Genomic DNA, 15,388 nt, shown 5'->3' with positions numbered 1-15,388 from the left:
CCGTTCTTCACTTTGTTGCGGAAAGGCAGCCGCGTAATCCGTCCGCTATATCCTGCATCAGGGTAAAATACAGATCTGTACCGGGCGTAAGCGCCGCCCCCAATGGGTCGAGTACTCCCGACGCGATACCGCTGTCATTTGTCACTATTGAAACCAGTTTCGATGGAAATTGAGGCTCCGAGAAAATGCACCTGGCACCGCTGGTGCTGAGTGTTTCCTGCAATGCCTGAACCCGTTCTGCACTGGGATTTGATTCCGGGTTAAGCGTCAGCATGCCAACGGCATGAAGGCCATAGTGATCCTCGAAATAATGATAGGCGTCATGAAACACAGCAAAGGGCTGGTCCGCGATGGGTGCCAGTGCGACAGACAGGGTCTTATCCAGGACCACAATCCGCGATTCCAGGCTCTTCGCATTCGCCTGGTACTGCACGGCATGGGCCGGGTCCCTTTCAGCAAGGGTTGCTGCGATGGCCTGCACCAGTGCGATGGCATTCTGCGGATCCAGCCAGATATGAGGATCTACGCCACCATGGTCATGCCCTTCTTCATGGTTATGTTCTTCCTCATGATCATGCCCTTTCTTATGATCATCATCGTCATGGCCTGCATCATGATCTTCGTTATGATGTGCCTCCCCAAAGTCGTGCTTGTCCCGGGGTGGCAGGACCGAAACACCGGGCGACTGCAACAGGGCGACGGAGACCGCGTTAAGACCCAATGTCTCAACAGGTTTTTTCAGGAAGGTTTCCAAACCGGGCCCTACCCAGAATATAACGTCTGCCTGCTGCAGGGCTTCCGCCTGGGATGGTTTCAAGGAATATGTATGCGGTGATCCTGCCCCCGTCACCAGCAAGCTTGGCGTTCCAACACCCTGCATAACACCAGCGACAAGGGAATGGATCGGTTTTATCGACACCACAACCGATGGCGATGTGTCTGCAACAGACACGGATGCAAGACCGCTCATCATCAGCCCAAGTAAAGCCGCTAATCCACTGATCTTGTTACCCACCCTTCGAAGCATCATAACCGCGACTCCCAATGAAATGTTACATCATTACATGAATTGCGTTACGGTATAACGTATGATAAATAGTCAATCAAGTGGGAATACCCTGTGCCAGCGCACGAAGTGATCCAATGCCCGCTTTTGACCATCATCTGCCCTGATATGCGGAAAGAACCACATTATGCCAGGAAACAGCCATGCAATAGATGGCTTGCCAAAGCAGTCTACACCCCCTGTTTCCTCACTGTATTCCAAGGGTCAGAAAATGGCTGATATATTGGTACAGGCACAGCAGATTGGCGTTCAGCGAAATGGCCGGTGGCTGATCCGGGGCATTGATCTGACGGTGCGGAAGGGGGAAATCATCACCCTGATCGGCCCCAACGGATCGGGGAAATCCACAACGGTGAAGACGGTTCTGGGGGTGATCAAGCCCGACGAGGGATCGATCACCCGTGCGGCCAATCTGCGCATTGGCTATGTCCCCCAGCGACTGGCGATAGATTGGACCCTACCCCTGACCGTTGATCGGTTGATGTCTCTGACTGGTCGGATTTCCAGGGCCGACCGGCGGGCGGCGTTAGAAGAGGTTGGGATCGGGCATCTGGCCCAGTCAGAAGTCGGTGCCTTGTCGGGTGGTGAATTCCAACGGGCGCTGTTGGCCCGCGCCCTGGCCCGCAAACCCGATCTGTTGGTGCTGGACGAACCTGTCCAGGGTGTCGATGTCGCGGGGGAGGCAGCCTTATACACCCTGATCGATGAAATTCGCCACAAGATCGGCTGTGGCATCCTATTGATATCGCATGACCTGCACGTGGTGATGGCGGCGACCGATACCGTCCTGTGCCTGAACGGCCATATGTGTTGCAGCGGCACCCCGCAATCTGTTGCGGAAGATCCGGCATATTTGCAGCTGTTCGGGCCACGCGCGGCATCTATTGCTGTCTATGCCCACCATCATGATCACACCCACCTGCCAGACGGGCGCGTCCGGCAACAGGATGGCCGCATTACCAAAACCTGCCATGAACCGCACGATCATTCCCATGAAACACCGAAAAGCGGGGTGAACGGGCATGTTGGATGATTTCTTCACCCGCGCAATAATCGCAGGCATTGGCATTGCGCTTGTTGCTGGACCGTTAGGCTGTTTCGTGGTCTGGCGGCGTATGGCTTATTTTGGCGATACGCTGGCGCATTCGTCGCTTTTGGGTCTGGCGCTGTCTTACATATTATCCATCAATTCGACCCTGTCTGTCTTTCTGGTTTCTGCGCTGATCGCCCTGTCATTGTTGTACCTGCAACGCCGGGCCAGCCTGTCCTCTGATTCGATCCTAGGGCTGCTGTCCCATTCCGCCCTGGCCCTGGGGCTGGTTTGCATCGCCTTTCTGACCTGGGTCAGGCTGGACCTGCAAGGCGTGCTGTTTGGGGATATTCTGGCCGTGTCGAAGACCGATATAGCGGTTATTTATGCGGGTGGAGCGGCTGTTCTGATCGCCTTGATCGTGATCTGGCGTCCCTTATTCGCGACCACGGTGAACCGTGAACTTGCAGAAGCGGAAGGGGTTGGACCGGACCGAATCAACGCCTTTTTCGTTATCCTGCTGGCCCTGACGATCGCAATCGCAATCAAGGTGATTGGCGTCTTACTGATCACCGCGCTGCTGATCATTCCGGCCGCTGCGGCCAGGCGGTTCGCCACCGGCCCAGAACAGATGGCCGTGCTGGCCGCCGGGATCGGGGCCTTGTCTGTTGTGGGTGGATTATTCGGATCGCTGGAATGGGACACACCTTCTGGCCCATCGATTGTCGTTGCGACCTTTATTGCCTTTCTGGTTAGTTTGGCACTACCCTCTGTCGCTCTTCGACAGCGCCTGCGTCGCCTTTGAAAGAAAGTCATGCTATGAACCATTCCCATCAGGACACCTCACCGCCCCGTGCGCTGACAAAGAATGAGGCATTGGTCTATGGCATCCTGAATGCAACGGATCAGCCGCTCAGCGCCTATGCCATTCTGGATCAACTGCGCGATGATGGGCTGCGCGCGCCGGTTCAGGTTTATCGTGCGCTGGACCGATTGCTGGAATTCGGCCTAGCCCATCGGCTGGAAAGCCTGAATGCCTTCGTTGCCTGCAATCACGATCACCCAGAAGAGGCAGCCCAGACTGCGTTTGCAATCTGTGAATCCTGCGGCAAGGTAACGGAATTTACCGATCCTTCCCTGGACGAGTATCTGGCACATTGGGCCAAGTCAGAAAATTTCACCCCGACCAGCACCACCCTGGAACTACGGGGGCTCTGCGCGGCCTGCCGATAGAAGTCAGTTTTAGCCAAAAAGCCGGGAGGTTGTTAGCCAGTCCGTCATGGCCTCTATCCGGTCAAGGCCCCGCATATCTTTGTGTCGCATCAGCCAGACATCGCGCGTCATTGTTTCCATGGCGGTTGACCCCTCAACCCTGATTAGGCGCTTATCTGAACCAGCAATAATATCTGGTAAAATTGCACATACGGGCATTTCTGTGACTGTCGCAAATGCCGTTTCCAAATCATGCATCAAGATGCCGGCGGGCCGACCCTTGGATGATTTAGCGACTGTTTCAGTCCATTTGGCTTGCGGCAAATGACCCACCACCGGATCATAAGTCAACCATGGTCGATCCCCTAAAGGTAAATCGGGAAAGGCCCGTGTCGTATAAGCAGAGAAGGACATGCGCCCAATTCTTTGAGCCAATACGGCGTTCCCTCCCTCTCTTGGTTCACCAAACCGGATTGCCAGATCAATTTCTCGACGGGTCAGGCTAAGATTTTTGTTTTCCGGCATAAGACTGATTTGAATATTGGGATAGTCGTCGTTGAAGCGACCGATATTCGGCAAAATGATTCTGGTCAGGATGAACGGAACGGCGGTCAGTCGAATTGTTCCCCCCAGGATCGACTCCTGCCCCAGCAGCTTATCAGCCTCCTTTGCGAACCGTTCCATCCCCTCTGCTTGTTCCACCAACGCGGTCGCTGTTTCCGTCAGTCTCAATATTCCATTTCGATCCCGCAGGCATAGGGGCGTGCCTGACTTTTCTTCCAGCCCCTTCAATCTGCGGGAAATTGTTGTGGCATTGACCCCCAACAGAGAAGCCGCCGCCGAAACGGACTGCCCCCGCGCAATGGCCAGGAGGATGCGATAATCATTCCAATTTTGATCCTGCATAATTGCAGATGATAGATGCAAATTAACGCATTGAAAATGCAATTTCGCAGATTGAAGTTTAGACCTCATCAACAGGAGGATATCATGCTTCACACGATACTGTTTCAAGACAACCCAAACGCTGACCCAGACATTCGTACACGCCACATGGCCAATCACCTGGATTTTCTGATGCAGAATAAGGGCATCATTCAAGCGGCAGGCCCATTGAAGGACAAGGATGGGTCAATCACAGGTGGGCTGTGGCTTGTGGACGTCAATTCCACTGAAGATGCATGGCACCTGATTAAGTCCGACCCGTTCTGGCCGACCGGCCTGCGCGATACGATTGAGGTGAAGCAATGGGTGCAAGTCTTTGCTGAGGGCCGAAAGCTACTGTGACCCATACCATCTGCTGCCCCCTAGAATACGCGCCTTTCATCAGCTGATCACTTTATTTAAATAAGCGCTCAAAAAAAAGAATGGACGCTGATTGCCATCCTCTGTTATCCTTTAGATTGGATAATAAGAGGCGGTGTGCGTGCCGCGCGGATGGGTTATGGCAAATCAGTATGATGCGATTGTTGTAGGCGCAGGCCATAATGGCCTGACGGCGGGCTGTTATCTGGCGCGGGCTGGCCTGAAAACCCTGATCGTTGAGAAGAACGATTGGATCGGTGGCGCGGCGGTCAGCCGCGAATTGCATCCCGGCTGGACCTATTCCAACTGTTCCTATGTCTGCAGCCTGCTGCGCCCCGAAGTGGCACGCGACCTGGATCTGGGTCGCCATGGCCTGCAGGTGACCCCCTATGAGGGCGGCCTGTCCTTTATGGAGAATGGCGACTATTTCGGTTATTATGCGGACCACGATGCGCTGCGCCGGGAGATTAAGCGCCATTCGCCCCGCGATGCGGATGCCTATGACCGGTTTTCCCGCTTTGTGCTGCAGCAATGCCGCTTCATTCGCCCCCTTTTATTGCGCAGCCCGCCAGACCCTGTGCGGATGCGCCCGCGCGATATTCAGGAATTACTGTATTTGCTGAAGCGGTTCCATGATATGGGCCCGCGCCAGATGGCCGATACGCTGAGATTCTACACAGCCTCCGTCGCAGATTTCCTGGATGAGTTCTTTGAATGCGAAATCCTGAAGGCCCATCTGGCTGGCAGTGGCATTATCGGCACAGGCCTTGGCGTTTATTCGCCGGGCACGGCCTATGTCCTGCTGCATCACTATATGGGGGAAGTCGATGGCAGCATCGGTGCCTGGGGCTTCAGCCGGGGCGGCATGGGCGGCGTCAGCCAATCCCTGGCCTCTGCCTTCAAGGAAGCAGGCGGCGAAATCCGCGCAGGTAATGGCATTGAGAAATTCCTATGCCGCGAGGGTAACGTCGTGGGTGTCGCGCTGGACAATGGGGATGAGATTACGGCGAAAACCGTGGTATCCAACATGGATGTCCGCCGCACCTTCCTGGACCATGTAGAAGACGGGACGTTAAGCGACGATTTTGTGAAAGCCGTGAAGCGGTTCAAAATCCGGGGGTCCTCAGCCAAGCTGAATATTGCGCTGGATGGCATGCCGGAGTTCCCTGCCTTGCCGAAAGGCACGATTCTGACCCAGGGCGATATGCATGCCAGCCAATCGCTGGACGAATTGGAACAGGCCTATGACGAATGGAAGGCGGGACGCTGGTCCACCGACCCCTATTTCGACATGCTAATCCCGTCACTGATCGATCCGACGCTGGCCGCGCCGGGCAAGCATATGATGACGGTCTTTGTGCAATATGCCCCCTATGAGCTGGCGAATGGCGAAAGCTGGGATGGGCCGAACCGGGACGCCATGGCCGAATCCGTGATTTCCAAAATCGCGAAATACAGCCCCAATTTCCGGGACCTGATCGTTCATAAGGAAGTGCGCAGCCCCTGGGATATCGAACGGGAAGTCGGCCTGACGGAAGGCAATATCTTCCAGGGCGAATTAACCTTCGACCAATTGCTGTTTAACCGACCGGTGCCGGGTTATGCGCAATATCGGTCCCCGATCAAAGGACTGTATATGTGCGGATCCTCCACCCATCCCGGCGGCGGCGTTATGGCAGCCCCCGGCGCAAATGCGGCACGGGAAATCTTAAGCGATTTGGGTCGCGGGCAGCGTGCAGCATGAGCAACTATGACACCATCATCATTGGGGCAGGACATAATGGCCTGGCGGCCGCAACGCGACTGGCCCAGTCCGGACAAAAGGTTCTGGTTCTGGAGCAAGCAGCAACACCAGGTGGCGCCATTGCCCAGAGTGAATTGGAACCCGGTGTTTTCGCACCCCGCTTTGCCCATTTGCTGATGGGACTGGGCACACCGGAAATCAAGGCTTTGGGCCTGCAGGATCATGGGTGCACACCCGCTGTAAGTGACATGCCAACCATTGCCTTGTGCCCGACAGGTCGACACGTCGTGTTGCAGGGTGGCACAGTCCATTATGCCGATGGCACCCCCCATCCAGACGCCGCCCAATATCAGGCCTTAACCAAACGACTGACAAAATTTGCAGCGGGCATCGCGCAGATTTCAAGACAGGCCCCGCCAGCCCTGACCGGGGGCGGATGGCGTCAAGCGGTTGATCTGGGAAAAATCGGCCTGAACATGCGGTTGCAGGGCAAGGATGACCTGCGTGAATTCATGCGGGTCGCGTTGTCGAATGTCTATGACGCCGTTCTAGATGAAATCACGGACGGACCTTTGGCCGGTGTTCTTGGGTTTGATGCCATCCTTGGCGGTCACATGGGTCCGCGCGCGCCGGGTACGATGTTGAGCCTTCTGACCCGCATGCGGGAAGGGGCGCGGCGCAGCCTGCCAAAAGGGGGCATGGGCGCGCTGGCGGCCAGTTTCACCAATGCCGCCATCGCGGCGGGCGTTGAAATTCGCTGTAACAGCAAAGTCTTTGAAATCAGCGTGGCCAATGATCAAGTGACCGGCATTGTGCTGCAGGATGGCAGCAGGCTGGCCTGTGATCAGGTCCTGTCCAGCCTGGATCCGAAAACCACGATGCACCTGTCCCATATTCTCCATTATGATGCGGAAATGGTGCGTCGTGTCCGGCATATTCGCACCAAGGGTGCTGTCGCGAAGGTCAATCTGGCCCTGTCCAACGCCCCGAAAATTACGGGTCTGGATGAAAGCCTTGCCGCAGCACGCTGGGTGATGGCCCCGTCCATGGATGCCTTGGAACTGGGGTATAACGGCGCAAAGTATGGCCGTCTACCAGACGATGTAATTTTTGAGGCCGTGGTGCCCAGCCTCAGCGATCCTTCCATCACGACTGGCGGCCATCATGTCCTGTCCGCTATCGTCCAATATGTACCCTACGAGTTGAAACAGGGCTGGGATACCAACAGCAATACCGATCTGGGCAATCGCGTTATCGCCGCCCTGGATAACATCGCACCCGGACTGGCCGATAGTGTCACGGCGCGGGAAGTGATCAGCCCCCAGGATATCGAGATCGAAACCGGCGCACCGGGCGGTCATTGGCACCATGGCGAATTAATTGCCGATCAGATGCTGATGATGCGCCCCGCCCCTGGCATGGAACGCTATGCCCTTCCGGTATCGGGCCTGTATTTGTGCGGCGCATCGGCCCATCCAGGCGGTGACGTTACGGCGCTGCCGGGCCTGAATGCCGCCGATGCGGTGCTGGCCGGTTTGAAACGGAAGGCTGCGTGATGAACAAGGTTCTTAAGAATTCAACCATGCGACAGACCCCCGTTCAGGTGCCACGCGGTTTGGTGCCAACCCCTTTCCACGCGCGTCTGGAACCTGCGAATATCACCCAGGATTGGATGGGCTGGTCCGGGTTCCTGTCTGCCCGCAAGTTTCAATCGGTGGAAAGCGAATATTTCGCGATCCGCAATCAGTCGACCCTGTTTGACCTGTCGCCCATGCATAAATACAGGATTGAAGGGCCCGACGCCTTAACCGTGGTTAATCGTCTGCTGACCCGGGATGTGCGCAAGCTGAAGGACAATCGTGTCGGCTATGCCGTCTGGTGTGACGAAGATGGCAGTACCATTGATGATGGAACCATCTTCCGCTTCACTGACACCCATTTCCGCCTGTGCTGTCAGGAACCGCAATATACCTGGCTGTGTGATGTCGCCTGGGGTTTTGATGTCACCCTGACCGATGAAAGCGAGACCGTGGTTGGCCTGTCGATGCAGGGGCCAACCAGCTATTCCGTTCTGAAAGCCGCCGGTTTTGAGGGCACAGAGGGCATGAAGCCTTTTGATATTCAGCATTTCGATGATGACATCATGATTTCCCGAACCGGCTTTACAGGCGATCTGGGATATGAACTGTGGGCTGACTCAGAAAATGCGCTGCCGCTGTATGATCGACTGATGAGCGCCGGTCGGAATTTAGGGTTACGCCCGATTGGCTATGACGCACTGAATATGGCCCGCATTGAAGCCGGGTTTATGGTGACTGGTGTTGAGTTCCAATCCATTCATCATGCACTGCGCCCGACGCGGGGGCGCACCCCGTTTGATTTGGGCCTGGATCGGCTGGTGCATTTCGACAAGGGGCATTTCAATGGCCGCCGCGCCTTGCTGAAAGCTAAGGAAACTGGGCCACGTTATGCTCTGGTCGCCCTGGAAATCGATGGGAACAAGCCAGCCCATCAGGCCTTGGTCTATCACAAGGGGAAGACGGAGGCCGGCCTGATCACGTCGGCCCTATGGTCGCCGATCTGCAAACGCAATCTGGCGCTGGCCATGCTGAAGGCCCCCTTTGGCATCGATATCACGACGGATCTCAAGGTTGAGATCTATCATGACAAGGAAGGGAAGTATGACCGCGCCATGGTTCCGGCGAAAATTGCGGACCGTCCCTTCTTTAACAACCCGCGCCGCGCGGCGACACCGCCTGCCCTGTGCTAACCAGCCTTGTATTAAGTTCAATTTTTTGGAGACACCCGTTATGAAGTCGCTTAGCAATTCAGCCGCAACCATCCGCGATTATGACAACACCCATTTCATGCACCCTTGGGAAGGAATGGCGGAGTTTGGCAGCGCGGATCGCACCATCTCTGCCTCTGCGGAAGGCATCTATGTCTATGACCAGAACGGGCGGAAACTGATCGACGGGCCCGGCGGCATGTGGTGTTCCCAGATCGGATATGCCAGGCAGGATATGGCCGATGCGATTGCAGATCAGGTCATGAAGCTGTCCTATAATTCGCCATGGAACACGGCCAGCGCGCCACCGGCCTTGCTGGCCAAAAAGCTGGCGGATCTGGCACCGGGCGACCTGAACACCGTGTTCTTCACCACCGGGGGCTCAACAGCCGTCGATACCGCCATCCGCTTCATGCATTTCTATAACAATCGCCTGGGTCGTCGCGACAAGAAGATCGTCCTGTCGCGGGTACGCGCCTATCATGGATCGACCTATTTGTCGGCTTCCGTCACCGGGCGCGATCAGGGCAGCAACAACCTGGATATCGAAAAAGACCGCGTGCGCCTGTTATCCGACGTGAATCCCAATCTGCGCCCCAAGGGCACATCCCTGGACGATTGGTGCGATGCCAAACTGGCGGAGATGGAAGCGCTTATCCTGGAAACCGGTCCGGACAAGATCGGTGCCTTCATTGCCGAGCCGATCCTGGCATCCGGCGGCGTGATCATTCCCCCGCCCGGCTATCACAAGCGGACGCTGGAACTGTGCCATAAATACGATATTCTCTATATCTCTGACGAGGTTGTGACGGCCTTTGGACGCTTGGGGCATTGGTTCGCGTCGAAAGATGTGTTTGATATTCAACCGGATATGATCACCTGCGCCAAAGGCATCACGTCAGGCTACCTGCCGCTTGGTGCCTGCCTGATATCCGACCGGTTGCTGGAACCGATCAGCGGTGAAGGTCATGAGAACACATTCTTCAACAACGGCTATACCTATTCAGGGCATCCCGTTTCCTGCGCCGCTGCCCTGAAGAATATCGAAATAATCGAGAACGAGAAAATTCTGGAACATGTGCGGGCGATTTCCCCCCGGTTCATGGAAAAGCTGAATGCCCTGCGCGATCTGCCCAATGTCGGGGATACACGGGGAATGGGTCTTGTTGGCTGTGTCGAAGCCGCCGTAGACCCAAGTGACGATCAAACCCGCGCTGAGCGTTTGCAAGCATTTGGCAACAAGGTTGACCAGAAATGTGAAGAACTGGGCCTGATCGTGCGTCCCTTGGGCCATATGTGCGTTTTCTCGCCCCCTTTGGTTATTACTGAGGGACAAATAGACGATATGTTCGCTATCCTGTCGGAGGCGATACGTCTGGTCGCGACCGAGTTTTAAGCGCGACCACCGGTTCCTGTCGGCATTCGGTCGAAGGGAATCAATTTAGGGAATGACAAGAACAGGGAGACTAAAAATGCGATTTACCACCATCAAAGTGGCGTTGGCCGCCGCGACTGCCGCATGGATTCTAGGGGGATCTGCGCAGGCAGCTGATCCGGAACTGGTCGTGTTTGACTGGTCCGGTTATGAAGACCCGGAATTCTATAAGGGTTTCACAGAAGCAAATGGAGCAGCCCCGACTTTTGCCTTTTTTGGCGATGAGGAAGAAGCCTTCCAGAAACTGCGCGCTGGTTTCCAGGCTGATTTGGCCCATCCGTGCTCTCAAAGTGTATCGCGCTGGAAAGATGCCGGCCTGATCAAGCCGATGGATGCCAAGCGTCTTGATAATTTTGGAGACCTGAATCCGGGCCTGCGCGACATGCCGGGATTTGTTGAAGGCGATAAAATTTGGATGCTGCCGATCGATTGGGGGAACACCGCGCTGACCTATCGCACCGACCTGATCAAAGAATCCGAAGTTCAATCCCTGAAGGCCTTCGCCAATCCGAAGTTTCAGGGCAAGGTCTCTATCGGTGACAATGTGGATGACGCCTATGCGCTGGCCTTTCTTGCTACCGGCGTGACGGATTGGACCAAGGCCACTGACGAGCAGTTTAAAGCCGCCTCTGACTTCCTGCGCGAAGTGCACAAAAATGTCCGCTTCTATTGGCAGGATGGTGCAACCCTGGCGCAAGCCATGGCTTCTGGTGAGGTTTCCCTGGCCTGGGCGTGGAATGAAACGCCGGTTCGTCTGCAGGCTGAAGGGCATCCGGCTGCGATGAAACGGGATACGGATGAAGGACTTTCCACCTGGGTCTGCGGGTATTCCATGATGGAGAATGGCGGCGGCAGTGAGGACAAGGCCTATGCCTTCCTGAATGCTTGGCTGTCTTCACAGACTGCAGATTATCTGGTCAATGCCTGGGGCTATGGTCATTCCAACCAAACGGCTATGAATGCAATGGATCAGGCAACATTGGCCAGCATGGGCTATGACAATGTCGATTCCTTCCGGGATAAGACCTTGTGGCAGGCCCCGGTTCCGGCCGAATTGCGCGAAAAGATGATTGCTGAATTTGAACAGATCAAGGCTGGGTTCTAATCCATTCCTGGTTTGTGTGGTTAAATTGAAATTGCTGTGGGCGCGAAGGGATCATACCCTTTGCGCCCATAGTCTTTTGGGAGAGGACAATGCTGGATGACGATTTAAACTATGATGATCGCCACATCGCCTTTCTGGAGGCTTTGTGGGGTGAGGGATTCCTGAGCCCTGGCGGACCGGAAGAAGTGGCGCGCATTCTGGCCGGGCTGGATCTTACCGGTAAGACCATTGTGGATGTCGGCAGCGGCGCAGGCGGCATTACAATTGCCCTGGCCGGGCAATATCAGGCGGGCAAAGTCATCGGGCTGGATGTGGAAGAACCCGTCTGTGCCCATGCCAGACGTCGTGTTGCCGATGCGGGATTGACGGAGCGCGTCGAAATCCGCCAGGTCACGCCGGGCCCTTTTCCCCTGCCCGATGCCTCTGTTGATATCGTTTTCAGCAAGGATTCCATCGTCCACATTCCCGACAAGCACGCCTTAGCACAGGATGCCTTTCGCGTGCTGCGCTCTGGCGGATGGTTTGCTGCCTCGGACTGGTTGATATCCCATGACAGCGACCCCAGCCCGGAAATGGCCGCCTATATCGCACAGGAAGATTTGGGGTTCGGCATGGCCTCTCCCTCCCGCTATCGGGACGCCCTGTCTGCGGCTGGATTCGTCGACATTCAATTGACCAATCGGAATCCCTGGTATCGGGATGTCGCCAAAGAGGAACTGGCGCGTCTGGTCGGTCCCGAACGCCAAAAATTTGAGGCGACCCTGAGCGTCCAGGAATTACAGGGTATGATCAATACCTGGGAGGCGATGCTGGTTGTTTTGGACTCTGGCGAACATTGCCCGCATCATTTCCGGGCGCGGAAACCACACTAAAGCTTGCTGACAGCCTCTACGGCGATCCACAGGCCTAGCGCTGCTGTCGCTGTTCCGGTGACCGATTGCAGGCCCCGATGTGTCCAGGTCATCGCACGGGCCGACCAGGCCAGGGGCACGGCCATTAGGGAGGACAGCAAGGCCATTCCCACAAGCGAGCCGACGCCAAATAAAGCAATATAGGCGAAGCTAAGCGCACTGGATTGCATCCCAGCTGCGGTCACGACCAACAGAGCCGCAGATCCCGCCATGCCATGGGTCATGCCGATCAACAAGGTGCGCCATGGCAATCCCGCCGGATGACCATGGTCATGTTTCGGGGCAGGGACTTCTTGAGGATGAGTATCCTGAACAGGCAGGGCATCCTTCGCATGGGAATGGGCGTGTAGGTGAACGGTGCCGTCCTGGTGACGGTGGCGATGAAAATGCAGCCGATCGCGCGCAAGCCGATAAATCACCTGCCCCCCCAGGATAACCAGCATTCCCCCGACCAGAACCTCCAAAAGGGTCGAAAACCGGTCTGGCAGGGCCGCGCCGAACAGGATCGCACCGCCTGCGATGGCGATCAGGGTCAGACAGTGACCAAAGCCCCAGATAACCCCGTGTCGCACGATGCGCCCAACGGAACGCTCCCGCGTGGCGATACAGGACACCGCAGCGACGTGATCGGCCTCAAGCGCGTGCTGCATGCCGATCAACAGCCCGACTGAAAGAATACCTAACATGAATGAATGCTCCGATGGCCCCTGGTGACTGAATTCGTCAGGGGCTATGACCTTTCCCCGGAACAAGGCTTCGGGTCAAGTGCGAAGCAGTGGGATGTGAAAGTTTATGCGGGCAGAACCGCCGTTGCTTCAATTTCGACCTTTGCCCGGTCTTCAACCAAGGCAACAACCTGGACCATGGTCATGGCTGGGAAATTTTTCCCTAAAGTCTCACGATAGGCCTCGCCCACTTCTTTCAAACGGGCAAGATATTCGCGTTTGTCCGTCACAAACCATGTCAGACGCACCAGATGTTCCGGTCCCGCGCCGGCTTCCGCCAGGATCGCAACGATGTTCTTCAAGGTCTGGCGGACCTGTTCAATGAAATCATCACTTTCAAAGACCTGATCGCCGGTCCAACCGATCTGACCGCCCAGGAACAGGGTGCGCCCTGCTGGTGCTTCGATGCCATTGGCATAGCCAGAGGCTTTCTTCCAGGTGCTGGGATGTAATTTCTGATGCATGATCGGTTTCCTTACCCTAATTGCTGACGTCTATTCTGGTGCGTTCCAGGCCTGCGCGTAAATCATCCGGAAATGGGGTTGGCTTCATCACATTGATGTCGACATGCACCAGGACCTGTTGCCCCGACAGGCGCAACCCATCGGGTCCATGAATTTCAAACCGCGCTGTCAGGCTGGACCCACCCAGCTTTTCAATGCCATATCGAAAGGTTACGACATCGCCCAGGCGGCTGGGTTTCTTGAAGTCCGCCTGCAGGGACACTGTTGGAATGCCGCTGTGGCGCTCCCCATGCAATTGGGCGAAAGAAACCCCCAGGAAATCCTCGAACCATTCCTCAACAACATTGTTCAACATTTCAAAATAGCGGGGATAAAAAACAATGCCCGCCGGGTCGCAATGTTCAAACAGGATTTTGCGCGTTGTCTCAAAAGCTGGCATCGGTATCCTCTTTTCTGTTGCGCAGAGTGTCGGGCTTGAGAGAAAATATTTCAAGCTTAAAATGTTTTTGCAAAGGAGTTTCAGGATGCAGTTTTTAACCGTGAATGGGTGCACCCATCATTATCGCCTGACTGTGCCGGAATCGGCTGCGGATGATGCTCCGGTTGTCGCCTTTGCAAACTCATTGGGAACGGATTTCAGGATCTGGGACGGTGTCACTGACCGCCTGCCCCAGACCGTGCGGACCTTGTGCTATGACATGCGCGGGCACGGTTTGACGGCCCTGTCGGATGGTCCGGTCAGCATTGAGGCACTGGCAGATGATTTCATTGCCCTGTTGGATGCGCTGGACATTTCGACCGTGCATATGGTTGGTCTTTCTGTCGGGGGCATGGTCGCCCAAAGCGTTGCTGCGAAGGCCCCGAACCGCATAGCAAATCTGGTCCTGTGTGATACGGCCCATAAGATCGGCAGCCCGGATGTCTGGAATCCCCGCATCGCCGCTGTCCAGAAGGATGGCATGTCTGCCATTGCTGAAGCTGTGCTGCTGCGATGGTTTGACCCCAATTTCAAGGCGGCAAGCCCGGAGATCTATGACGGCGCCTGGGCGATGCTGACCCGTATCCCGGCACGGGGTTATACGGACCTGTGCGCCGCCATTCGCGATGCGGACCTGACGGAATCAACTGCACAGATAGAGGCGAAAACCCTATGCCTGTGCGGCAGTGCCGATCTGGCAACCCCACCGGAACTGGTCAACGCCCTGGCGGACCTGATGCCCAATGCCCGCTATGAAGTAATTAATCAGGCAGGCCATCTCCCCTGTCTGGAAAAACCCGACATGGTGGCACAGAAGATTATAGATTTTCTGAAAATTTAGAGACCCTGAACGACCTGCTCAACAGACATAGTCAATTACTCCTCTCCCCTTTGAGGTGGGGAGAGCCGCATCTTTTTCTCCTCCTCCCTTGAGGGGGGGAGCCCCATATTTTACCCCTCCCCCCTTGAGGGGGGGAGCCCCATATTTTACCCCTCCCCCCTTGAGGGGGGGAGCCCCATATTTTACCCCTCCCCCCTTGAGGGGGGGAGCCCCATATTTTACCCCTCCCCCCTTGAGGGGGGGAGCCCCATATTTTACCCCTCCCCCCTTGAGGGGGGGAGGCC

At 56.0% G+C, this 15,388-nt stretch carries 16 protein-coding genes; 11 read left to right on the top strand and 5 right to left on the bottom strand.

The genetic code is table 11. The features are described from left to right. Window positions 1-7 precede the first annotated feature (7 nt). Window positions 8-1,030 carry a zinc ABC transporter substrate-binding protein gene (locus ACOSDM_RS19200; RefSeq protein WP_420726157.1) on the bottom strand — a complete coding sequence of 341 codons (1,023 nt, stop codon included), beginning with the start codon at window positions 1,028-1,030 and terminating at the stop codon, window positions 8-10. 247 nt (window positions 1,031-1,277) lie between these two features. On the opposite strand from ACOSDM_RS19200, the gene ACOSDM_RS19195 reads away from it, so the two are divergent. Genes ACOSDM_RS19195 through ACOSDM_RS19185 form a run of 3 tightly spaced genes read left to right on the top strand, consistent with a single transcriptional unit; the run spans window position 1,278 to window position 3,329 of the window. Further along, a complete protein-coding gene (locus tag ACOSDM_RS19195; RefSeq protein ID WP_420726156.1) occupies window positions 1,278-2,099 on the top strand; it encodes an ATP-binding cassette domain-containing protein in 822 nt (273 codons plus the stop codon). Further along, on the top strand, window positions 2,089-2,901 hold the full coding sequence (locus ACOSDM_RS19190) for a metal ABC transporter permease (protein ID WP_420726155.1): 813 nt from the start codon (window positions 2,089-2,091) through the stop codon (window positions 2,899-2,901). The genes ACOSDM_RS19195 and ACOSDM_RS19190 overlap by 11 nt, the downstream gene beginning before the upstream one ends. A 14-nt stretch (window positions 2,902-2,915) precedes the next feature. Beyond that, window positions 2,916-3,329 carry a Fur family transcriptional regulator gene (locus ACOSDM_RS19185; RefSeq protein WP_420726154.1) on the top strand — a complete coding sequence of 138 codons (414 nt, stop codon included), beginning with the start codon at window positions 2,916-2,918 and terminating at the stop codon, window positions 3,327-3,329. A gap of 9 nt (window positions 3,330-3,338) precedes the next feature. Here the strand turns inward: ACOSDM_RS19185 and ACOSDM_RS19180 are convergent, their stop codons facing one another. Further along, complete coding sequence (locus ACOSDM_RS19180; RefSeq protein WP_420726153.1) at window positions 3,339-4,214, bottom strand: LysR family transcriptional regulator; 876 nt, start codon at window positions 4,212-4,214, stop codon at window positions 3,339-3,341. A gap of 84 nt (window positions 4,215-4,298) precedes the next feature. On the opposite strand from ACOSDM_RS19180, the gene ACOSDM_RS19175 reads away from it, so the two are divergent. From ACOSDM_RS19175 to ACOSDM_RS19145, 7 genes are all read left to right on the top strand, one after another. Then, the gene (locus ACOSDM_RS19175) at window positions 4,299-4,595 is read left to right on the top strand and encodes a YciI family protein (RefSeq protein ID WP_420726152.1); all 297 of its coding nucleotides are present in this window, start codon (window positions 4,299-4,301) and stop codon (window positions 4,593-4,595) included. A gap of 157 nt (window positions 4,596-4,752) precedes the next feature. Further along, the gene (locus ACOSDM_RS19170) at window positions 4,753-6,357 is read left to right on the top strand and encodes a phytoene desaturase family protein (protein ID WP_420726151.1); all 1,605 of its coding nucleotides are present in this window, start codon (window positions 4,753-4,755) and stop codon (window positions 6,355-6,357) included. Then, window positions 6,354-7,913: a phytoene desaturase family protein gene (locus ACOSDM_RS19165; protein WP_420726150.1), complete on the top strand. Its 1,560-nt coding sequence runs from the start codon at window positions 6,354-6,356 to the stop codon at window positions 7,911-7,913. Before ACOSDM_RS19170 ends, ACOSDM_RS19165 begins: the two co-directional genes overlap by 4 nt. 26 nt (window positions 7,914-7,939) lie before the next feature. Continuing rightward, window positions 7,940-9,127, top strand: coding sequence for an aminomethyltransferase family protein (locus tag ACOSDM_RS19160; RefSeq protein WP_420726149.1), 1,188 nt, complete (start codon window positions 7,940-7,942; stop codon window positions 9,125-9,127). Between the two features lie 40 nt (window positions 9,128-9,167). Next, window positions 9,168-10,541, top strand: a complete 1,374-nt coding sequence (locus ACOSDM_RS19155; RefSeq protein ID WP_420726148.1) for an aminotransferase — start codon at window positions 9,168-9,170, stop codon at window positions 10,539-10,541. Between the two features lie 76 nt (window positions 10,542-10,617). Beyond that, complete coding sequence (locus tag ACOSDM_RS19150; protein ID WP_420726147.1) at window positions 10,618-11,685, top strand: ABC transporter substrate-binding protein; 1,068 nt, start codon at window positions 10,618-10,620, stop codon at window positions 11,683-11,685. An 89-nt stretch (window positions 11,686-11,774) separates the two neighbouring features. Then, on the top strand, window positions 11,775-12,557 hold the full coding sequence (locus tag ACOSDM_RS19145) for a methyltransferase domain-containing protein (protein WP_420726146.1): 783 nt from the start codon (window positions 11,775-11,777) through the stop codon (window positions 12,555-12,557). Here ACOSDM_RS19145 and ACOSDM_RS19140 read toward each other — a convergent pair. The 3 genes from ACOSDM_RS19140 to ACOSDM_RS19130 form a co-directional block, all read right to left on the bottom strand. Next, window positions 12,554-13,282 carry a hypothetical protein gene (locus tag ACOSDM_RS19140; RefSeq protein WP_420726145.1) on the bottom strand — a complete coding sequence of 243 codons (729 nt, stop codon included), beginning with the start codon at window positions 13,280-13,282 and terminating at the stop codon, window positions 12,554-12,556. The two genes, ACOSDM_RS19145 and ACOSDM_RS19140, sit on opposite strands and share 4 nt — an antisense overlap. Before the next feature lie 104 nt (window positions 13,283-13,386). Further along, a complete protein-coding gene (locus ACOSDM_RS19135) occupies window positions 13,387-13,785 on the bottom strand; it encodes a RidA family protein (protein ID WP_420726144.1) in 399 nt (132 codons plus the stop codon). A 16-nt stretch (window positions 13,786-13,801) separates the two neighbouring features. Beyond that, window positions 13,802-14,224, bottom strand: coding sequence for an acyl-CoA thioesterase (locus tag ACOSDM_RS19130; protein WP_420726143.1), 423 nt, complete (start codon window positions 14,222-14,224; stop codon window positions 13,802-13,804). Window positions 14,225-14,309: 85 nt separating this feature from the next. Between ACOSDM_RS19130 and pcaD the strand changes: the two genes are divergently transcribed. Next, window positions 14,310-15,104: a 3-oxoadipate enol-lactonase gene (pcaD, locus tag ACOSDM_RS19125; RefSeq protein ID WP_420726142.1), complete on the top strand. Its 795-nt coding sequence runs from the start codon at window positions 14,310-14,312 to the stop codon at window positions 15,102-15,104. The last annotated feature ends 284 nt before the right edge of the window (window positions 15,105-15,388 follow it).

The organism is Hwanghaeella sp. LZ110, from assembly GCF_048892525.1.
Taxonomy (GTDB): domain Bacteria; phylum Pseudomonadota; class Alphaproteobacteria; order UBA8366; family Aestuariispiraceae; genus Pacificispira.
Note: the sequence above shows the minus strand (reverse complement) of the source record. Positions and strands in the feature narration are given on the sequence as shown.